We start from the raw sequence: 18,615 nt of genomic DNA on the forward strand, positions 1-18,615 counted from the left end.
TGCTTTCTGCGCTGTTCAGCCGATGCGCAATGCGCGCAGGTCAAGGCGACCGTCCTTGAGCGGTGGGCACCAGTAGTAGCCGCCGGTGATCGGTCGGCTGATGCGATACAGACCGTCGGTGATGCCGTCTTCCAGACCGCTCATGCGCCGCAACTGGGATTCGAACGCGTCGAGGGAAAAACCGAAGGCCAGGAACATCAGGCCGGCGCGATCGCCTTCGATCCAAGGCATCGAGCGACGGACCACGAAGGCTTCGGGTGTGAAGCTTTCCTGGGCGGTGCGCTTGACGTGGGCAGAGATCGGCGCGTCATCGAGTTCTTCGTTGTCGCTCAAGCGACGGCCCATGATGTTGTCTTTCTCATGGGGCGGCATCGCGTGGAAGCCTTTCAAATCATGCTGCCACTGCTGGATCGCGGCGAAGCTGCCACCGACCAGACCGTCCGCGCCGTCGCTCAACAATGCAGCGGCCACAGCGGCTTCATCGTGAGGGTTTTCGGTGCCGTCTTCGTAACCGGTCAAGTCGTGCCCGGTCATGTGGCGGAAGGTTTCGTTCATCTGCACCAGACGCAGGGCCGGTGCCAGAGCGGCTTCGATCGCGTTGCTGCGATTGAGCAGTTCGCCACGGTCAACACCGTGCAGCCAGCACCAGAGCGCGTGTTGGGTCGAGGGGTTGTCGACACCGACACCGACCAGCGCAGGAAAAGCGCGCAGCCCATCGATCTGCGCGTGCAGCGCCTTGACCAGGGATTCACCGAAACCAACGACCGCCGACTTTCCGTCCACCAGGCGCATCAGGTTATCCAGCGCAGCCGGCAATGCCTCGGCGGATTCAAGGGCGAAGAACATATGACGAGCTTGAGGCGGAACAGGGGTGGCGAGAATGCCCGGCTGGTAATAACTCATATGAACTCCTTTGAGAAAGAGCGTGAAGTTTAACCGGGGGATCGTTACTTGTGTGTTTTCAGGGCAAAAGATCGACCCGTAGCAGCTGCCGACAGATTCGCGATCCATAACGCCGAGCAAAAAAATCATAAGATGAGCCATGACAAGCGAGTCCGAGGTCTGCTAAAACGATTCATCAGTGCATCACCCAATCCAGACGGGGTAGCGATATGACCACAGCACAAATCCTTGGCAACCTGTTTCCCACTGCCGACAACGTCCCGGAAAAGTACCGCCTCAACGGCCCGACCGAGCAGCGCGAGTATCTGGTCGATGGCGAACTGAAAACCTGGTCCGGGCCCCTCGCTCAAGTCCGCAGCCCGGTGTACCTGAGCGGTGCGAATGGTGATGAACAGGTGATCCTCGGCAGCACGCCGCTGCTTGATGCCGATACTGCACTGACCGCGCTCGACGCCGCCGTGCGCGCCTACGACCGCGGCCAGGGCTTGTGGCCGACCATGCGCGTGGCCGAGCGCATCCAGCACGTCGAAACCTTCCTGGCTCGCATGCGCGAACAGCGCGAGGCGGTGGTCAAGTTGCTGATGTGGGAGATCGGTAAAAACCTCAAGGACTCGGAAAAAGAGTTCGACCGCACCTGCGATTACATCGTCGACACCATCAATGCCCTTAAGGAACTCGACCGCCGGTCCAGCCGCTTCGAACTGGAGCAGGACACTCTCGGCCAGATCCGCCGCGTGCCGTTGGGCGTGGCGTTGTGCATGGGGCCTTACAATTACCCGCTGAACGAAACCTTCACCACGCTGATTCCCGCGCTGATCATGGGCAACACCGTGGTGTTCAAACCGGCCAAGCTTGGGGTGCTGTTGATTCGCCCGTTGCTGGAAGCCTTTCGCGACAGCTTCCCGGCCGGTGTCATCAACGTTATCTACGGCAGCGGCCGCGAGACCGTCAGTGCGCTGATGGCCAGCGGCAAGATCGATATCTTTGCGTTCATCGGCACCAACAAGGCCGCCAGCGACCTGAAAAAACTCCACCCAAGGCCTCACCGCTTGCGCGCGGCGCTGGGCCTGGATGCGAAGAACCCTGGCATCGTTCTGCCTGAGGTCGATCTGGACAATGCCGTGAACGAAGCCGTCACCGGTTCCCTGTCGTTCAACGGCCAACGTTGCACTGCGCTGAAAATCCTCTTCGTCCACGAAGACGTGGTCGAGGCGTTCATCGAGAAATTCAACGCCAAACTCGCCAGCCTCAAACCCGGCATGCCGTGGGACAGCGGCGTGGCCCTGACGCCTTTGCCGGAATCAGGCAAGGTCGATTATCTGCACACCCTGGTGGCGGACGCGGTCAGCAAAGGCGCAGCCGTGGTCAACCCCAACGGCGGTGAAGCCCGCGCATCGTTCTTCTACCCGGCCGTGTTGTACCCGGTGACACCGCAGATGCGCGTCTACCAGGAAGAACAGTTCGGCCCGGTCGTGCCGATCGTGCCTTACCGTCATCTGGACACCGTGATCGATTACGTCCTGGAATCCGACTTCGGCCAGCAACTGAGCATCTTCGGCACCAACCCGGTGGCGGTCGGCAGGCTGGTGGACACGTTCGCCAACCAGGTCGGCCGGATCAACCTCAACGCCCAGTGCCAACGCGGTCCGGACACCTATCCGTTCAACGGCCGCAAGAACTCCGCCGAAGGCACGTTGTCGGTGCACGATGCGCTGCGGGTGTTTTCGATTCGGACCCTGGTGGCGACCAAGTTCCAGGAGAGCAGCAAAGAGCTTCTCAGCGAGATCATCAGCGGACGCAACTCGAGCTTCCTGACCACTGACTACATTTTCTGAGGCCTGTTCACTGCGCCGCCACCCGCCGAAGCTTCAGGCTCCAACCCTGTTGCATCCCGGCGGCGGCCAACAGAATCGCGGCGACACCGATCCATTGCAGCGGCTCCAGCCGATGGCCGAAGGCGAACCAGTCAACGAAAATCGCCGCAATCGGATAGATGAACGACAACGCGCCGGTCAGCGCTGTCGGCAGTTTTTGAATCGCGCCGTAAAGCAGCACATACATCAAACCGGTATGCACGATGCCCAGGGTCACCAGACTGGCCCAGGCATCGGGCGTTTGCGGTATCGCAGAGAAATGCGCGAAGGGCGCGAGCAACAGCACGCCAGTGCAAACCTGGATCAACGCGATCAGATGCGGTGGCGTACCGGTCAGGCGCTTGATGATCAACGCGGCAATCGCGTACAGAAAGGCCGCCCCCAGCGCCAGAGCAATCCCCATCAGGTAATCGTTGCCACCCTCGCCCTGCCCGCCATGTGCGCTGACAATCGCCAGCATTCCGAGAAACGAAATGCCCAGCCAGAACAGTTTTTGCAGGGTGATCTTCTCCCCCAGGAACAACGCGGCCAGCCCCACCAGCATGAATGGTTGAACGTTATAAACCGCCGTGCCAATGGCAATCGAGGCGCGGGAGTAGGACGCGAACAACAGCACCCAGTTGCCGACAATCGCCACACCGCTCAGTACGGCCAGCAAAAAAGTGGTGGACGTCAAAATGCCAGGGCGCAGAAAGCCGAACGCCGCGCAGATCAGCAATAAGGTGGCGGCACCGAACACGCAGCGCCAGAACACCACGTCCAGCACCGGTTGCCCGGACACCAGCACGAACCAGCCGATGGTCCCGGAAATCAGCATGGCGGCGGTCATTTCGAATGAGCCACGACGTAATGTTTTGTCCATCATCCACCTCCTGTATTTGAGCCCAAAGTATGCCAATCCATTTGGGGGCTTCTCCAGCGCAAAAAGCAGGCTAAACTCGGCTTTTACCTTTTTTATCAAGGCTTATTCAACCGATTGCCTAACAGGGGATTCGCCATGACCGATGACATCGACCAAGTGCTGATCAGCGCGCTGATGGAAGACTCACGCCGCTCGCTCAAAGCCCTGGCACAGATCAGCGGCCTGTCCTCGCCCAGTGTCGCCGAGCGCCTGCGCCGCCTCGAAGAACGTGGCGTGCTCAAGGGCTACACCGTCGAGATCGACCCCAAATGCTTTGGCTACCAACTCCAGGCCATCGTCCGCATTCGCCCATTGCCGGGCCAGTTACAGGAAGTGGAGCGACAGATTCAGGCCATCCCCGAATTCACCGAGTGCGACAAAGTCACCGGCGATGACTGCTTTATCGCCCGCCTGCACGTGCGCTCGATGGAACAACTGGACACCCTCCTCGATCGCCTCAACAGCCACGCCGAAACCAACACCGCCATTGTCAAGAAGACCCCGGTCAAGCGCCGGCTGCCACCGATGGCTTGAGTGCTGTTTTGTTCACAAAGAGGTAGATTGGGGTTTTTCCGGCGAAGGATTGACGGTATGAAAACTCAAGTCATGTTACTGGCGGCCATGATACTCACTGGTTGCGGCACGTTTCAGACCGTGGTGCGCAGTGACGAGGCAGCGGCGAAGAGTCTCAAGGAACAGAAAACCTACTGCGGTGCGGTTCCACGGATCTATAGCGGCGTGACGTATGACTTTTGCAGCCTGCATGCGCCTCCAGGCCCGGGCATCGATGAGTACAAATACAACAACGGCACGCCCTTTGTACTGATCGACGTAGTGATTTCCGGCGTTCTCGACACCATGCTGCTGCCCTACACCATTTATCGGCAACAGGCTGATGGCAGCATCATTGTGGCCGAATAAGGAGGAGGTGAATGTTGTCTCACGTTTTTATCGGCATCACCGATTTCGATCGTGCATTAGCGTTCTACCAACCGATCATGGATGCACTGCAGCTGCAGATGAAATTTTGCGATCCCGGCAAACCCTGGGCTGCGTGGATGAGCAAGAATGCACCGCGTCCGCTGTTCGTCATTGGCACTGCGTTCGACGAACAGCCGGCCACACCGGGGAATGGGCAGATGATCGCCCTGCTTGCGCCGAGTCACGAGATCGTCAACCGCTGTCACGCACTGGCCATGGCTCATGGTGGATCCTGCGAGGGGCCGCCGGGCCTGCGTCCGCACTACCATCCCGATTACTTCGGCGCCTATATGCGCGACCCGGACGGCAACAAACTCTGCGTGTGTTGCCACGAACCTGATTGAAACCAACACTGAGCCAAATCACAGACAATAAAAAACCCGCCGAAGCGGGTTTTTTACTCAAGGCTGGCGATCAATCATCGCGGCTCATGATGCCGAACAGTTGCAGCAAGCTGACGAACAGGTTGTAGATCGATACATACAGGCTGATGGTCGCCATGATGTAGTTGCGCTCGCCACCGTGAATGATGGCACTGGTCTGGAACAGAATGCACACCGAGGAGAACAGCACGAAACCTGCGCTGATCGCCAGCTGCAGACCGCTGATCTGGAAGAACAAGCTCGCCAGTGTCGCGCCCAGCAGCACAAAGAAACCGGCGGTGATGAAACCACCGAGGAAACTCATGTCCTTACGGGTGATCAGCACATAAGCCGACAGGCCGCCAAACACCAGCGCGGTCATCGCGAAGGCCGAGCTGACGACTTCCGCGCCGCCCTGCATACCCAGGTAACGGTTGAGAATCGGGCCGAGCAGGAAACCCATGAAACCGGTCAGCGCGAACGCAGAAACCAGGCCCCATGCCGAATCACGGAGTTTGTTGGTGAGAAAGAAAAGGCCGTAGAAGCCGATCAGCACCACGAAGATATTCGGGTAGCCGACACGCATCTGCTGCGCAACAAAGGCCATCACGCCGCTGAATGCGAGGGTGAGGGCGAGTAAACCGTAAGTGTTGCGCAGGACGCGGCTAACCTCTAGCTGCTCAGCCTGCACGCTGTTATTAACTGCGTAATCCTGTTCGCGCATGGCGACACTCCTGTTGGGTTTGAAACGTTCAGTCGCAAAGATCATAACAGACGCTCTGTAACAAGCCATGCAGAGAGTTTGACAGTGTGTTTCATTCAGGTATTATGGCGCCCGCAACGCAAACGGAGGTGTGGCCGAGTGGTTTAAGGCAACGGTCTTGAAAACCGTCGACTGTAACAGGTCCATGAGTTCGAATCCCATCGCCTCCGCCATCTTTATACGACAAAGCCCTGATTATTCAGGGCTTTGTCGTTTCTGGGGTTTGACAAATAGCTCCAGTCCACACTTCAGCCCACACCTTGGATGGAGTAAGGCTTTTCGACCAGCGGTTTGTTTTTTGAACTTGAGCCAGGTCAGCCTGTAGCTCACCGGTTCAAATCTGAACTTCGGGGTTGTCGACGGCCGTTTGCAACAGTGCATCAACCACTAATCGGGGTAACGCCTTGGTTTGCATCTTTGCTCCGATCAATGAAGAGAACGGCCGCAAACATGTGTGCCGGAAGAACATCCGGTCATTACTCGCAGTAGATATCGAAGTCGAAATACTTCTGGCAAACCTTGTCGTAGGTACCGTTGGCACGAATCGTCGCAAGGCCTGATTGAAGCGACCGGCCAGCGGATCGTTCTTGCGCGCGGCAATGCCGATGCCGGCGCCAAAGAATTGCTCTTCGGTAACACTCGGGCCGACGTAAGCTGCTGCGCTTTCCGTCGCCGTGATAAATCAAAGCGCCCCGGCTTTTTGGCGCAACAGATCGATGAACACCTCCAACTCCCGACTGATGTGCTCGCCCTTGCGCAGCAGCAATCCGAATGGCGCCAGTTGCACATCCAGCTCCACCGGCAGCGCCACCACCAGACCCATTTTCAGGTAGTCGCGCAAAGCGGTTTCCGAGAGCACCATGATCGCGTCGGTCAATTGAATCAGTTGCTGCATGGAGTACACCGAACTGCACTCAATGATGTCTGCTGGTGTCGGCAAGGCCAGGCGCTGCAAGGCTTGATCGAGACCGATCCGCGCCGGGCTGGTTTCCGGTTGCAGGATCCACGGCCAACTGCTGACCAGTTCCGCCAGTTCCAGTTTTTTGCGCTGGGCCAAAGGATGACCGGCGTGCACCACCACCAGCAGGCGTTCGTTACCCAGTTGTTCGAAGGCGTAGTGCTCGCTGTCGGTGGCAGCATTGCGCCGTGCGATGGCCAAGTCGATGCGGCCCTGCTCCAGCAACTGGATCACCTGGTCGCTGGTGTCGCCCATGATGCGAATTCGCAGTTGCGGGTTGAGCGCCTTGATCTCGGCAATCGAATCCATCACCAGATCCGGCGCCGCGCCCATGATGGTACCGATGGAAAGGTAACCGTAACCACCCTGCTGCCGCGCGATCAGATCTTCGGCGCAGCGATCGAGGCCACTGATGGCGGATTCGGCGAAGCGAATCAACTCACTGCCCAGCGCCGTTGGCCGCATCCCGCGGGGCAGGCGCTCGAACAGATCGCAGCCGAACATGTCTTCAATCTCATGCAGCATCCGGGTTGCCGCCGGCTGCGACATGTTCAGGCTTTGCGAGGCGCGGTGCAGGTTCTGACTGCTGCTGAGCGTCACCAGCATGTGCAAATGCTTGTAGCGCAGTCGATTGAGCAGGCTGCGGGAGATGGTTGGCGTGGTCATGAGGGGGCCTTCGCGTTCGATACCTTCAGGGTATCAGTTGTGAGCTAGATTCGATTTGTAACGCATCGCTCCACGGCCGTACAGTCTTTCCCATAAGAACAAATGCCCTACCAAAGGAAAACTGCGATGAAGACTCTACCCGCGCCTCTGCTCGCCAAAATTTCCTGGCGGCTGCTCCCCTTCCTGCTGTTGATGTACATCATGGCCTTCCTCGACCGCGCCAACGTCGGGTTCGCCAAGCAAGCCTTTCAAGCCGACACCAATATCAGTGACGCCGCCTTCGCCTTCGGCGCCGGGGTGTTTTTCGTCGGTTACGCGCTGCTCGAGGTCCCGAGCAATCTGATCCTGCACCGTGTCGGCGCCCGCCTGTGGATGTGCCGGATCATGGTCACCTGGGGCCTTGTCTCCGCCGCCATGGTCTTCGCCCACACCGAAACCAGCTTCTACATCCTGCGTTTTTTGCTGGGCGTGGCCGAAGCCGGATTCTTCCCCGGGGTCATCCTCTACCTCACCTACTGGTTCCCCAGCGCTGCGCGCGGCAAAGCCATGGGCTTCTTCTACTTCGGTGCGCCGCTGGCGTTCATCTTCGGCAGCCCGCTGTCCGGCCTGTTGCTGGAGCTGGACGGATTTGCCGGTGTCCACGGCTGGCAGTGGCTGTTCGCGGTTGAAGGCCTGATGGCCACGGCGGTGGGCGTCTGGGCCTATTGGTATCTGGACAATCGCCCGGCCGATGCCAAATGGCTGACGGTTGAAGAACGCCAACAAGTGCAAGGCATCCTCGATCAAGAAGACAGCCATAAACAGAACCACGGCCGCAGCCTGCTCAACGTCCTGTGCCAGCCGTCGGTACTGTACCTGTGCCTGATTTATCTGCTGATTCAGGCCAGTGTCTACGGCGTGGTGTTCTATCTGCCCACCCAGGTTGGCGGATTGTTGGGCACCAAGGTCGGGCTGATGGTCGGACTGGTCACGGCGATTCCGTGGATCTGCGCGATAGTCGCAGCGTACCTGATCCCCGGCTACAGCGACCGCACCGGCGAACGGCGCCGCACCGCCTGCCTGACCTTGCTGATGTCGGCAGCCGGGATCGCTTGCTCGGTGACCTTTAGCAGCCCCTTCCTGGGCATCGTCGCCCTGTGCTTTGCCGCTTCCGGTTTCATCGCCGTGCAACCGGTGTTCTGGACCTTCCCCTCCAGTTATCTCGCCGGCAGCGCCGCTGCGGCCGGGATTGCCTTGATCAACTCGTTCGGCGCCCTCGGCGGCTTCATCGCCCCGGTGCTGAAGAACTGGGCCGAAGGCGCCTTCCATTCACCGGCCGCCGGTTTGTACGTGCTGGCTGGCACCACTGTCATCGCCGCGTTGCTGGTCCTGGGCATCCGCTCACCCGTCCAGAAGCCTTCCAGCAAACCGGCCACCGTTTAAACCTGAGGAGTCACACATGGGCATTCCAACCATCAAACACGTACGCGCCTTCACCCTGCGAGGCGGCGGCGCGGATTATCACGATCAGGCGGACGGCCACTGGATCGACGATCACATCGCCACGCCGATGAGCAAATACCCCGAGTACCGCCAGAGCCGCCGCACCTTCGGCATCAACGTCCTCGGGACCCTGGTGGTCGAGATCGAAGCCAGCGACGGTACGGTCGGTTTCGCCGTGACCACTGGTGGCGAGCCTGCCGCCTACATCGTAGAGAAACACTTGGCGCGTTTCCTCGAAGGTGCACGGGTCACCGACATCGAAAAAATCTGGGACCAGATGTACCAATCGACGCTGTATTACGGCCGCAAAGGCATCGTCATCAACACGATTTCCGGTGTCGACCTGGCGCTGTGGGACTTGCTCGGCAAGATCCGCCAGGAGCCGGTGCACCAGTTGCTCGGCGGTGCGGTGCGTGACGAATTGCAGTTCTACGCCACCGGCGCCCGTCCGGACCTGGCGCAGAAAATGGGTTTCATCGGCGGCAAGATGCCGTTGCACCACGGCCCGGCCGAAGGTGAGGAAGGCCTGCGCAAGAACCTCGAAGAGCTGGCAACCATGCGCGAGCGGGTCGGCCCGGACTTCTGGCTGATGCTCGATTGCTGGATGAGCCTGGACCTCAACTATGCAACCAAACTTGCGGTCGGCGCCCACGAGTATGGGCTGAAGTGGATTGAGGAAGCCTTGCCGCCTGACGATTACTGGGGCTACGCAGCGCTGCGCAACAACGTACCCAAAGGCATGTTGGTCACCACCGGCGAACACGAAGCGACCCGCTGGGGTTTCCGCATGCTGCTGGAGATGGGTTGCTGCGACATCATCCAGCCGGACGTCGGCTGGTGCGGCGGGATCACCGAACTGGTGAAGATTTCGGCGTTGGCCGACGCCCACAACGCGCTGGTCATTCCCCACGGTTCTTCGGTCTACAGCTATCACTTTGTCGCCACCCGGCATAACAGCCCGTTCGCCGAGTTCCTGATGATGGCGCCCAAAGCCGATGAAGTGGTGCCGATGTTCCACCCGCAATTGCTCGGTGAACCGGTGCCGGTGAACGGCCGCATGCGCCTGTCGGCACTCGACCAGCCTGGTTTCGGTGTCACCCTCAACCCGGAATGCCAACTGCATCGGCCGTATAACCGCTGAGAAGGACCCCGTCATGAACATGCCGCACAACGCTTTCAAGGCTGCGCTGAACAACAGCGCGACCCAATATGGAATCTGGGCCGGATTCGCTACCGGCTACGCCGCCGAGATCGTCGCCACCACCGGTTACGACTGGATGCTGATCGACGGCGAGCACGCGCCGAACACCGTGCCCGGTGTGCTGACCCAGTTGCAGGCTGTCGCGCCCTACCCCACTTCACCGATCGTGCGCGCGGTAAATGGCGACGCCAACCTGATCAAGCAACTGCTGGATATCGGTGCACAGACGCTGATGATCCCGATGGTCGAAACCGCCGAGCAAGCGGCGGCGCTGGTACGCGCCATGCGTTACCCGCCCTACGGCATTCGTGGCGTCGGCGGCGGCCTGACCCGCGCCACGCGTTGGGACGGCGTGCCCGATTACCTCGACACCGCCCATGAACAGCTGTGCCTGATCGTTCAGGTGGAATCGCGCCTGGGCGTTGAAAATGTCGAAGCGATTGCCGCCGTCGAAGGCGTGGATGCGGTGTTTATCGGCCCGGCGGATTTGTCCATTGGCCTCGGTCATGCCGGCAACCCTGGCCACCCCGAGGTTCAAGAACGCATTCAACATGCCGTCAAAGCCACCCTCGCGGCGGGCAAGGCCTGCGGAATCCTCGCACCGAACGAAGAAGACGCGCGCCGCTATCAGAGCTGGGGCTGCCAGTTCATTGCGGTGGCTATCGACATCAGCCTGCTACGCCAAAGCGCCACGGCCACCCTCGCGCGCTACCGCACACCGGCCACCGAGCAAGCGCCGTCGCGCACCTATTGATCAGCCAAGGAGTCGCCCCAATGTCGTCCGTGCCTGTTTACCAAAACTTCATCAACGGCCAATTCGTGGCCAGCGCTGCCCATCTCGATGTGATCAACCCGGCCACCGGTGCCGTGTTGTCGAAAGTCCCGGCATCGACTGCCGACGACGTCGACCGCGCCCTCGCCGCTGCTCGCGCTGCGCAAAAAGACTGGTCGCGTAAACCGGCGATTGAACGCGCCGGGCATCTGCGCCGGATCGCCACGAAGCTGCGGGAAAACGTCGCCCATCTGGCGCGCACCATCACGCTGGAACAAGGCAAGGTCAGCGGCCTCGCCGAAGTCGAAGTCAACTTTACCGCCGACTACCTCGACTACATGGCCGAATGGGCGCGGCGCATCGAAGGCGAAATCATCACCAGCGACCGGCAGAACGAAAACATCTTCCTGTTCCGCAAACCCTTGGGTGTGGTGGCTGGAATCCTGCCGTGGAATTTCCCGTTCTTCCTGATCGCCCGCAAGATGGCCCCGGCTCTGCTGACCGGCAACACCATTGTGATCAAACCCAGCGAAGAAACCCCGAACAACTGCTTTGAATTCGCCCGACTGGTGGCCGAAACCGATCTGCCAGCCGGCGTGTTCAATGTGGTCTGCGGCGACGGCCGGGTGGGCGCGGCCTTGAGCGCGCACAAGGGCGTGGACATGATCAGCTTCACCGGCAGCGTCGACACCGGCTCGCGGATCATGGCCGCCGCTGCGCCGAACATCACCAAACTGAATCTGGAACTGGGTGGCAAGGCGCCGGCCATCGTCCTGGCGGATGCCGATCTGGATCTTGCGGTCAAAGCCATCCGTGACTCGCGCATCATCAACAGCGGCCAAGTGTGCAACTGTGCCGAGCGGGTCTACGTCGAGCGCAAGGTAGCCGATCAGTTCATCGAGCGCATCGCCGCGGCCATGAGCGCCACCCGTTATGGCGACCCGATTGCCCAGCCTGATGTGGAGATGGGCCCGCTGATCAACCGTCAGGGCCTGGACAGCGTCAACCAGAAAGTTCGCACCGCGCTGAGCCAGGGCGCGAGTCTGATCAGCGGTGGACAGGTTGCCGATCTGCCCAACGGCTACCACTTCCAACCCACAGTGCTAGCAGGTTGCCGCGCCGACATGGAGATCATGCGCGAAGAGATTTTCGGCCCGGTGCTGCCGATCCAGATCGTCGATGACCTCGACGAAGCCATCGCCATGGCCAACGACTGCGACTATGGCCTGACGTCATCGATCTACACCCGCGACCTGAGCAAAACCATGCACGCGATGCGCGAGCTGGATTTTGGCGAAACCTACGTCAATCGCGAGAACTTCGAAGCCATGCAGGGTTTCCACGCTGGTGTGCGCAAGTCAGGCATTGGCGGCGCGGATGGCAAGCACGGCTTGTACGAATACACCCATACCCATGCGGTGTATCTGCAAGGCTGAGCCACGCACTTGCAGTGAGGGTCACGCACCATGCCGTTCCGCAGGCGCCTGACCCATCCCCTGACATAGACATCACTATGACGGTTACCCCGCTCTATAACAGCACGATCATCGACAGCCATATTCGCCTGTTCGATCCGCACCGCCCTCAAGGCGCTCCATGGCCCGAACCGGGGGGCACATTCCATGCGGCTCATCTGCCCGAACATTACTGGAAGCTCGCCGCCGAACATCACGTTATCGGCGCCATCACAGCCAAAGCCTGCCCCTGGCGCGGCGTCAACGTGTAGCTGCTGCAAACTCTGCGCGGCGATCCGCGAATGTTCGGCTTCGGCGGACACCTCACCGCAGGTCCCAAGCGGACTGCGATTTTGCCCGCCATACTGGAAAAACCGCGGTGATCGGTCCACTCTCGGATATCGAAGCGATTGTCCAGGGCAAGGCTGGCACGCGTGTGAGCACTGCGGCACCGGGTATCAGTTACCAATAAGGCAAAAATCCCGGGCAGGTTCATCGCCTGCACCGGGATCAGGTTTCCAAAAGGAGAAATCAGAATGGCTACCTTCCAGCCTGGTCATCTAAACGTCGAACGGCATGGCTATTGGGATACCTGGATTCGTTCTGTCAACCATCTATGGAACAGCAGCCCCATGAAACCAATCCGCGCCATTGCCCTCGCGTCACTCCTCTCAACCGCCGGCGTGACGGCCCATGCCGCCGACATACCGTTGGGCAGCAATGCCATGGAAGGTCACATCGTTTCACGCGTACTGGCCGTTGATCCCGCCAACTACCAGGTCACCATCGAAGGTCACGACAAAAGTCCAGTGCCTATCCAGCTCACCGAGCAGGCCAAGAACCTGCACAATTTGAAAGTCGGCGACACGGTCGATATTCATGTGATTCGCTCGGTCGCTTATAAGCTTGATACCGATGTTGGCGGTGCACCGGGCGTCACTGATGAATCCATGTCCATCCGCGCCACCAAGGATAATCCCAATCCCGGAGGTGAAGCGGTTCGCCAGGTCAAGGTCACGTCCAAGATCACTCGCATTGACTTGAAACAGCATGAGGTGACTTTGCTTCCGCCGGAGGGAAAAGCGACGGTCCTGAAAGTCGAAGACCCGAAGCTTCAGGAAAGAATGAAGAAACTCCAGGTGGGTCAGACGGTCGATGCCATTTATACCGAAGTCCTGAAGGTCAAAACTTCACGCTAACGACGTTCGCCGACACACGTGGCCTAGAACAACAGGACTTGAGTTCGACATGACAGATCTGTTCAATGCAATCGGACTTGGGTTACTGGCGCTGCTGCCGTTGACTAACCCTCCCACCACAGTTGCGCTGTTTCTCGCCTTGAGTAAGGGGCTGAGTCACAAGGAAAAAAAGTCACAGGCTTTTCTGACGTCATTCTATGTCTTTCTGATCATGACGTTCACTTACTATGTAGGCGCGTTTGTTATGGATGCATTTAGCATCTCCATACCGGGCTTGCGTATGGCCGGTGGCGGAATTCTCATCATCATGGGCTTGAAGATGCTGTTTCCGCCGCCTCCTCAACACTCTGCTTCCAGCAATGGCGCAACCGAACAACCGAACTTTGCGTTCATCCCGCTGGCCATGCCCAGCACGGCCGGGCCTGGCACCATTGCGATGATCATAAGTTCCGCCGCCACTATCAAACACAGTACGTTATTTCCTGCCTGGGTCTTATTAGTAGCCCCTCCGTTAATTTTCCTGATTACCGCTCTTATCCTTTGGGTATGCCTGCTTGGCTCAGGAATAATCATGAGAATAATGGGACAGTCAGGCATTGATGCCATATCACGGCTGATGGGTTTCCTTCTGGTATGCATGGGTGCGCAATTCGCCATTAATGGCTCGGTGGAAATAATCCAAACCATCATCGACAGTAATGCTCACCTGCTCCGCCCTCAGTAATTTCAAGAGCGTTTTCCATGAGTACCACCTGGCTGGTTCCCGGCCGGCATCCAGAATGAGAAACCTGAGGTTCTGCTGCCGCGAATGCCAACCGCATGCGAGCCCAGCTTTGGCCCGCACCGATAGCTCCCCTCGGTGACAGATCGCTATTTTTCAATAGGCCCTTCGCGCAACGACCGCCTGACCTCAGCCTGTATGGCATAAGCCGGCGCCTCTACAGCATTGAAATCCTGTGTATACCGCTGGGCAAATCCTTCTACCCCCCACTCCTGATACTGCTGCACATGTTTTAACTCGTGAGCCCAGAGCGCGATGTTCTGTTCGGCGGTTTGAGCGTCCCGGAAGAGGATGATGTCGATCAGCGTCACGGCTCCGACATCGGGATTTTGCAGCATGGCAGTCGCGGCGTTGAATTGGCCGTCGTCGCCAGCTTTGTAGCGAGCGGAATCGAGGACGCTGGGGTCGTACCAGCGCAGCAGTTGCTGCCGGATGTGCGATGGAATGGGTTGGATGCCGGTGTTGGCTGCATCAGCGCGGGCTTGGGTCAGCCATAGCGCCAGGGCAGGTGCCGCGACCTGGTGGACGTCATCAGGCAGGGAGCCGAGCATCGGCTCCAGGTCTGGCAGGCAGATGCAGCCGTTCAGGCACACTTCTTTTTCGCCAGCTGGGCAAGCGTTGGTCTGGGCTGGCACTTCAAGCGTCAGGCAAAGCACAAACAGCGCCACCAGGCGCGCGGTGATGGGTGGCATTGGGCGCTCCAGGGACGGACGCAGCGCGAACAGGTCACAATTGATCGAGGATCAGCATAGCTTTAGCGTAGTCCCGAACCAGGTGTCCCCAAGACAATTGCAGGGCAGACCATTTTTTCCGTGAATCCCTCGATAGGCGACTTTACGTACAACCGCTGGAGCGTGTTCAAGCCAGCAGCTCGGTGATCCACCGGGCTTGCCGGGCGATCTCTTGTACCTTTTCCTCGGGCACGACCTGCCGAGCCCGGGCGAAGCTGGTCAGCGTCTGTTGCTTGTGGCGCAGAATGCGCTGCCACTTGATCAGGAACGCCGGGCTGCGTGCCTGCATCTGCAGTGGGCCGAAGTACAGCTCTTCGGCGGTATACAGCACCGGCCCGACGCGCTCGGCGACGATGATCTCGTAGTAGAAGCGGTTTTCCCGCAGCACTTCCTCGCAGAGGATACGGTAGCCATTCTCCATCAGCCATTGGCGCAATGGCTGCTCGCCGCCGTTGGGCTGCAGGATCAGTCGCTCACGGCCACTCAGGCGCGCCTTGCCGTTGTCGAGGATGTCGCGGATCGTCTCGCCGCCCATGCCACAGATGCTGATCGCCGTGATCCCGTCTTCTGGCTCGATCGCCGCCAGGCCATTGGCCAGGCGCACGGTGATCCACTGGTCCAGGCCGTTCTCGCGCACAGTACGTTCGGCCGAGCGCAACGGCGTCAATGCCACCTCGCCCGCCACCGCCGCCGCGATGGCGCCACGGCGCATTAACGCCACCGGCAGATAGCCGTGATCCGAGCCGATATCGGCCAGGCGCGCATCTGCTGGTACATGCGCCGCGACGCGTTCCAGGCGCATGGACAATGTGTGTTCGTTCAACCGCAGCCCCTTTTAATCACGAACATCCGACAACTTTGGCCGGATCGGGGCGCGATTCTGTCGAGTCACGCCATGCATTTCAAATTTATGCGACCAGGGCCATGGCTCGCCCCGACCACCGCACACGTATCGACCCAAAATGTCTGGATCAGCTCTCAGGCGAAATAATTGAGTCCAGACCGGATTCAGCAGCCAGTTTCAATCGGTCAGCTTTACTGATGTATTTAGACTTACTGGCCGGTGCCAATTTGGCGCTGGCCTTTTTGGCGTGAGCCTTTAATAGCTGCTTTATTTTTTTACGACGGTTCATATTTCTTGCTCGGCGTGTGAGTTCCTGAATGATGGCAGAGGTTCGGGTAACGGGACAATGATTGTGGCTTCCACATGGTTCGCGACAACGCTGCCGCGACCTGCCGGAAGTCGGGCCCCAGCGCCAAACGGATCCGCTGCACCAGCACTTGTCCTATCCTTCCATCTAACCCATGACGCCGGACATCGAAATGCCCACCACCGAGTCCACCCTCCTCCAGAGCTGGCACCACAACGCCCAATCCTGGATCGAAGCCATCCGCACCGGCACCATCGATAGCCGCCTGCAAGTCACCGACCAGGCCATCCTGCTGGCGGTACTCGGCCGCCAACCCGAGCGCGTGCTCGACCTGGGCTGCGGCGAGGGCTGGCTGTTGCGTGCCCTGGCTGACCGGGCCATCCAGGCGGTTGGTGTGGATGGCGATGCAGCGCTGGTCGAGGCGGCGCGGGCGGCGGGCTCTTCGCGGGTGCATTTAGCGAGCTATGAAGAGCTGGTGGAGGCGAAGGTAGACATTGGCAGCCACTACGACCTGATCTGCGCCAACTTTGCCCTGTTGCACCAGGACATCATTCCCCTGCTCGCGGCCATGAACGCCCTGCTCGTCCCTGGTGGCACGCTGGTGATCCAGACTCTGCATCCGTGGACCGCGGCGGCGGGCGACTATCAAGATGGTTGGCGGGAGGAGACCTTCGCTGGGTTCAAGGGGCAGTGGCAACCCATGCCGTGGTACTTCCGAACGCTGTCCAGTTGGCTCAATGCCCTGGACATGGCCGGTTTTCGGCTGGCCGGCTTGCAGGAACCGCAGCACCCGCAAAGCCCTATGCCACAGTCATTGCTGCTGGTGGCTGAGCAAACCCCACCCACTGCCGCAAAAGTAGTCGCGGCAATGGGTGCTGACTGACAGGCAGAACTGCATCACGCCCCGTCGGGATAGTTGCTTTTCGATTAAAGGTGCAAGACTTGCAAAAATGGAGTCGTGTCGATCAGTACCGATAGGTCGCCTGCACTGAAATTCCATTCGCACTATTTTTGTAGTTGGCACTGTATGCCGGTTGAAGTCCGGAGTCGTTCGAATGCTGTACTGAGGCTTTTGAATCCCAGAGATAGCCATAAGCAAAGTCTAATGTCAGATCGGCGTTCGGCGAATAAGCGCCGCCCAAGGTCACGGCCTGGCGATTCCCGACCGGAACGCGCACGCTGCGGTCGGCATTTCCAACGGGCGTCTGATCATAGGCATAGCCCGCACGAATCAGCCATTGCGGGTTCAATTGATAGGATGCGCCAACCGCGGTGGACCAAGTGTCGTGCCAGTTCATCTCTTCGGCCACACGCCCCAGGCCAGCAGCCTGGCCCATAGCGGAAACACCGCTGTTGATTGCTTCGATCTTCTGAATCCGGCTCCAGCGTGTCCAGGTGGTCCCCAGATAGCCGGTCCAGCGACTATTGAATCGATGGGTGATGGACGTATCCACTGATTCGGGCATCGTAAGATCTATCTTGGTGTCATACTTTCCGTCCAGCGGGATAATGCTCGGGGAGCCGGAAACTTCAGTGTGCCCTTCGAGCTGATAGTTCACCTTCGAGTGATAGGTAATCCCCCAACGGGTTGCCTCGTTAAAGTCGACCAAGAGCCCGACGTTGTAGCCAATCGCCGTGTCATCGCCTTTGATGGTAACCAGTGTGTCCTGGCCGTTGTTCAGGGCGCCGGTTGCCATGTAATTCTGAAGCTTTGCATTGAAACGGTTCAGGGTCGGTCCACCCCCAATCGACACGTAATCATTGATCCGATAGGCAACGGTAGGCTGCAGGGTTATCTCCTTGGTCGTGCTGTAGGAGCCGTGGTAGCGACCCTGAAAAGAGCCCTCATAATCATTGATCAGACCACTCGGGGCATAGAGGCCCAGCCCCACCGAAAGACGCTCATCTAGCGGTGTCGACATATAGGCGAAGGGCACGACGCCCAAAGGCACCGAATCCCCCTTGTTCGTTCCCGCGGCACTACTCTGCGCATCACTGATGTCGTCGCTCACCGAAACGATCGCGGCACCGCCGGAAATTTCACTGCGCTTCAACTTGGTCAGGCCAGCAGGATTTCCATAGATGGTGCTGGCGTCCAGCGCCGAAGATGACCTTCCCGCATAAGCAGTTCCCGCACTGCTTGCACTTTGTTCGTTTAGAGCAATGCCATTGGCACTTGCAATAGAAGAGGCGCTGAGCAGGGCCATGGCACTGGTGAACTTGATCCAGACAGCATACTTTCGCTGAGTAAAGAAACACGGGATCACACGGCTATTCAGTTTCATTGTCCACCTCTTGTTTATTGTTTTTGTTGATTGCACGCAGGCAAGGCTTCGCCTTCCTGTGCACTTTTCAGTGCCGGTTGGAATTGATCGAAGTTGTGTTAAACGCCCTGGCCGAACAGCGCCAGGGCATGACTGCTGGACTTACAGATGT

The 18,615-nt window shown here is 59.1% G+C and carries 20 protein-coding genes, 1 tRNA gene and 1 pseudogene; 14 read left to right on the forward strand and 8 right to left on the reverse strand.

What is annotated here, in order from left to right; translation table 11 throughout:
• Positions 1 to 15: 15 nt before the first annotated feature.
• The gene (locus PMI36_RS28805; protein ID WP_008066986.1) at positions 16 to 903 is read right to left on the reverse strand and encodes a Dyp-type peroxidase; all 888 of its coding nucleotides are present in this window, start codon (positions 901 to 903) and stop codon (positions 16 to 18) included.
• A 209-nt stretch (positions 904 to 1,112) separates the two neighbouring features.
• Here PMI36_RS28805 and PMI36_RS28800 point away from each other — a divergent pair, with 209 nt between their 5' ends.
• The gene (locus PMI36_RS28800) at positions 1,113 to 2,738 is read left to right on the forward strand and encodes an NADP-dependent glyceraldehyde-3-phosphate dehydrogenase (RefSeq protein WP_008066987.1); all 1,626 of its coding nucleotides are present in this window, start codon (positions 1,113 to 1,115) and stop codon (positions 2,736 to 2,738) included.
• Positions 2,739 to 2,745: 7 nt separating this feature from the next.
• Here PMI36_RS28800 and PMI36_RS28795 read toward each other — a convergent pair whose 3' ends face one another.
• On the reverse strand, positions 2,746 to 3,639 hold the full coding sequence (locus PMI36_RS28795; RefSeq protein ID WP_008066988.1) for a DMT family transporter: 894 nt from the start codon (positions 3,637 to 3,639) through the stop codon (positions 2,746 to 2,748).
• Between the two features lie 135 nt (positions 3,640 to 3,774).
• On the opposite strand from PMI36_RS28795, the gene PMI36_RS28790 reads away from it, so the two are divergent.
• From PMI36_RS28790 to PMI36_RS28780, 3 genes are read left to right on the forward strand one after another with little or no spacing between them, the layout of a single operon-like run.
• Positions 3,775 to 4,212, forward strand: a complete 438-nt coding sequence (locus tag PMI36_RS28790) for an Lrp/AsnC family transcriptional regulator (RefSeq protein WP_008006559.1) — start codon at positions 3,775 to 3,777, stop codon at positions 4,210 to 4,212.
• Positions 4,213 to 4,269: 57 nt separating this feature from the next.
• The gene (locus PMI36_RS28785; protein ID WP_008066990.1) at positions 4,270 to 4,599 is read left to right on the forward strand and encodes a YceK/YidQ family lipoprotein; all 330 of its coding nucleotides are present in this window, start codon (positions 4,270 to 4,272) and stop codon (positions 4,597 to 4,599) included.
• 11 nt (positions 4,600 to 4,610) lie between these two features.
• On the forward strand, positions 4,611 to 5,003 hold the full coding sequence (locus tag PMI36_RS28780; RefSeq protein WP_008066993.1) for a VOC family protein: 393 nt from the start codon (positions 4,611 to 4,613) through the stop codon (positions 5,001 to 5,003).
• A 70-nt stretch (positions 5,004 to 5,073) separates the two neighbouring features.
• Here PMI36_RS28780 and PMI36_RS28775 read toward each other — a convergent pair whose 3' ends face one another.
• Positions 5,074 to 5,745: a Bax inhibitor-1/YccA family protein gene (locus PMI36_RS28775; protein WP_007898177.1), complete on the reverse strand. Its 672-nt coding sequence runs from the start codon at positions 5,743 to 5,745 to the stop codon at positions 5,074 to 5,076.
• Positions 5,746 to 5,869: 124 nt separating this feature from the next.
• Here PMI36_RS28775 and PMI36_RS28770 point away from each other — a divergent pair.
• Positions 5,870 to 5,957: transfer RNA gene (locus PMI36_RS28770), tRNA-Ser, on the forward strand.
• Positions 5,958 to 6,466: 509 nt separating this feature from the next.
• Here the strand turns inward: PMI36_RS28770 and PMI36_RS28765 are convergent.
• The gene (locus tag PMI36_RS28765; RefSeq protein ID WP_008066995.1) at positions 6,467 to 7,408 is read right to left on the reverse strand and encodes a LysR family transcriptional regulator; all 942 of its coding nucleotides are present in this window, start codon (positions 7,406 to 7,408) and stop codon (positions 6,467 to 6,469) included.
• Between the two features lie 126 nt (positions 7,409 to 7,534).
• Here PMI36_RS28765 and PMI36_RS28760 point away from each other — a divergent pair, with 126 nt between their 5' ends.
• The 8 genes and pseudogenes from PMI36_RS28760 (at position 7,535) to PMI36_RS28730 (ending at position 14,240) form a co-directional block, all read left to right on the forward strand.
• On the forward strand, positions 7,535 to 8,830 hold the full coding sequence (locus PMI36_RS28760) for an MFS transporter (RefSeq protein WP_008066999.1): 1,296 nt from the start codon (positions 7,535 to 7,537) through the stop codon (positions 8,828 to 8,830).
• A gap of 16 nt (positions 8,831 to 8,846) precedes the next feature.
• Positions 8,847 to 10,031 (forward strand): L-rhamnonate dehydratase, encoded by a 1,185-nt coding sequence (gene rhmD / locus PMI36_RS28755; protein ID WP_008067008.1) that lies wholly within the window; start codon positions 8,847 to 8,849, stop codon positions 10,029 to 10,031.
• Between the two features lie 13 nt (positions 10,032 to 10,044).
• Positions 10,045 to 10,845, forward strand: coding sequence for an aldolase/citrate lyase family protein (locus PMI36_RS28750; RefSeq protein ID WP_008067010.1), 801 nt, complete (start codon positions 10,045 to 10,047; stop codon positions 10,843 to 10,845).
• 20 nt (positions 10,846 to 10,865) lie between these two features.
• Positions 10,866 to 12,299 carry an aldehyde dehydrogenase gene (aldA, locus tag PMI36_RS28745; RefSeq protein ID WP_008067014.1) on the forward strand — a complete coding sequence of 478 codons (1,434 nt, stop codon included), beginning with the start codon at positions 10,866 to 10,868 and terminating at the stop codon, positions 12,297 to 12,299.
• A 77-nt stretch (positions 12,300 to 12,376) separates the two neighbouring features.
• Positions 12,377 to 12,589: a hypothetical protein gene (locus PMI36_RS31605; protein ID WP_008067016.1), complete on the forward strand. Its 213-nt coding sequence runs from the start codon at positions 12,377 to 12,379 to the stop codon at positions 12,587 to 12,589.
• Positions 12,590 to 12,654: 65 nt separating this feature from the next.
• Positions 12,655 to 12,789, forward strand: a pseudogene (locus PMI36_RS31345) (carbamate kinase); the annotation flags it as partial.
• A 160-nt stretch (positions 12,790 to 12,949) separates the two neighbouring features.
• Positions 12,950 to 13,516, forward strand: a complete 567-nt coding sequence (locus PMI36_RS28735; protein ID WP_032830040.1) for a hypothetical protein — start codon at positions 12,950 to 12,952, stop codon at positions 13,514 to 13,516.
• 49 nt (positions 13,517 to 13,565) lie between these two features.
• Entirely contained in the window at positions 13,566 to 14,240 is a 675-nt protein-coding gene (locus PMI36_RS28730) for a MarC family NAAT transporter (protein WP_008067018.1), read from the forward strand.
• Between the two features lie 146 nt (positions 14,241 to 14,386).
• Here the strand turns inward: PMI36_RS28730 and PMI36_RS28725 are convergent, their stop codons facing one another.
• The 3 genes from PMI36_RS28725 to PMI36_RS30150 form a co-directional block, all read right to left on the reverse strand.
• Positions 14,387 to 14,989, reverse strand: coding sequence for an eCIS core domain-containing protein (locus PMI36_RS28725; protein ID WP_008067020.1), 603 nt, complete (start codon positions 14,987 to 14,989; stop codon positions 14,387 to 14,389).
• A 166-nt stretch (positions 14,990 to 15,155) separates the two neighbouring features.
• Positions 15,156 to 15,851: a tRNA (adenine(22)-N(1))-methyltransferase TrmK gene (locus tag PMI36_RS28720; RefSeq protein ID WP_032830041.1), complete on the reverse strand. Its 696-nt coding sequence runs from the start codon at positions 15,849 to 15,851 to the stop codon at positions 15,156 to 15,158.
• A gap of 148 nt (positions 15,852 to 15,999) precedes the next feature.
• Complete coding sequence (locus tag PMI36_RS30150; protein WP_008067023.1) at positions 16,000 to 16,161, reverse strand: DUF2986 domain-containing protein; 162 nt, start codon at positions 16,159 to 16,161, stop codon at positions 16,000 to 16,002.
• Positions 16,162 to 16,351: 190 nt separating this feature from the next.
• Between PMI36_RS30150 and PMI36_RS28715 the strand changes: the two genes are divergently transcribed.
• On the forward strand, positions 16,352 to 17,062 hold the full coding sequence (locus tag PMI36_RS28715) for a class I SAM-dependent methyltransferase (RefSeq protein WP_008067031.1): 711 nt from the start codon (positions 16,352 to 16,354) through the stop codon (positions 17,060 to 17,062).
• An 82-nt stretch (positions 17,063 to 17,144) separates the two neighbouring features.
• Here PMI36_RS28715 and PMI36_RS28710 read toward each other — a convergent pair whose 3' ends face one another.
• On the reverse strand, positions 17,145 to 18,464 hold the full coding sequence (locus PMI36_RS28710; protein ID WP_008067032.1) for an outer membrane protein transport protein: 1,320 nt from the start codon (positions 18,462 to 18,464) through the stop codon (positions 17,145 to 17,147).
• Between the last annotated feature and the right edge of the window lie 151 nt (positions 18,465 to 18,615).

Source organism: Pseudomonas sp. GM79 (assembly GCF_000282495.1).
Lineage (GTDB): Bacteria > Pseudomonadota > Gammaproteobacteria > Pseudomonadales > Pseudomonadaceae > Aquipseudomonas.

Bases quoted from the DNA above. Each gene is read 5' to 3' on its own strand.
- PMI36_RS28805 (WP_008066986.1), bottom strand. From the start codon at position 903: ATGAGTTATTACCAGCCGGGCATTCTCGCCACCCCTGTTCCGCCTCAA.
- PMI36_RS30150 (WP_008067023.1), bottom strand. From the start codon at position 16,161: ATGAACCGTCGTAAAAAAATAAAGCAGCTATTAAAGGCTCACGCCAAA.
- rhmD (WP_008067008.1), top strand. From the start codon at position 8,847: ATGGGCATTCCAACCATCAAACACGTACGCGCCTTCACCCTGCGAGGC.
- aldA (WP_008067014.1), top strand. From the start codon at position 10,866: ATGTCGTCCGTGCCTGTTTACCAAAACTTCATCAACGGCCAATTCGTG.
- PMI36_RS28800 (WP_008066987.1), top strand. From the start codon at position 1,113: ATGACCACAGCACAAATCCTTGGCAACCTGTTTCCCACTGCCGACAAC.
- PMI36_RS28795 (WP_008066988.1), bottom strand. From the start codon at position 3,639: ATGGACAAAACATTACGTCGTGGCTCATTCGAAATGACCGCCGCCATG.
- PMI36_RS28775 (WP_007898177.1), bottom strand. From the start codon at position 5,745: ATGCGCGAACAGGATTACGCAGTTAATAACAGCGTGCAGGCTGAGCAG.
- PMI36_RS28790 (WP_008006559.1), top strand. From the start codon at position 3,775: ATGACCGATGACATCGACCAAGTGCTGATCAGCGCGCTGATGGAAGAC.
- PMI36_RS28725 (WP_008067020.1), bottom strand. From the start codon at position 14,989: ATGCCACCCATCACCGCGCGCCTGGTGGCGCTGTTTGTGCTTTGCCTG.
- PMI36_RS28710 (WP_008067032.1), bottom strand. From the start codon at position 18,464: ATGAAACTGAATAGCCGTGTGATCCCGTGTTTCTTTACTCAGCGAAAG.
- PMI36_RS28765 (WP_008066995.1), bottom strand. From the start codon at position 7,408: ATGACCACGCCAACCATCTCCCGCAGCCTGCTCAATCGACTGCGCTAC.
- PMI36_RS28780 (WP_008066993.1), top strand. From the start codon at position 4,611: ATGTTGTCTCACGTTTTTATCGGCATCACCGATTTCGATCGTGCATTA.
- PMI36_RS28760 (WP_008066999.1), top strand. From the start codon at position 7,535: ATGAAGACTCTACCCGCGCCTCTGCTCGCCAAAATTTCCTGGCGGCTG.
- PMI36_RS31605 (WP_008067016.1), top strand. From the start codon at position 12,377: ATGACGGTTACCCCGCTCTATAACAGCACGATCATCGACAGCCATATT.
- PMI36_RS28750 (WP_008067010.1), top strand. From the start codon at position 10,045: ATGAACATGCCGCACAACGCTTTCAAGGCTGCGCTGAACAACAGCGCG.
- PMI36_RS28785 (WP_008066990.1), top strand. From the start codon at position 4,270: ATGAAAACTCAAGTCATGTTACTGGCGGCCATGATACTCACTGGTTGC.
- PMI36_RS28730 (WP_008067018.1), top strand. From the start codon at position 13,566: ATGACAGATCTGTTCAATGCAATCGGACTTGGGTTACTGGCGCTGCTG.
- PMI36_RS28735 (WP_032830040.1), top strand. From the start codon at position 12,950: ATGAAACCAATCCGCGCCATTGCCCTCGCGTCACTCCTCTCAACCGCC.
- PMI36_RS28715 (WP_008067031.1), top strand. From the start codon at position 16,352: ATGCCCACCACCGAGTCCACCCTCCTCCAGAGCTGGCACCACAACGCC.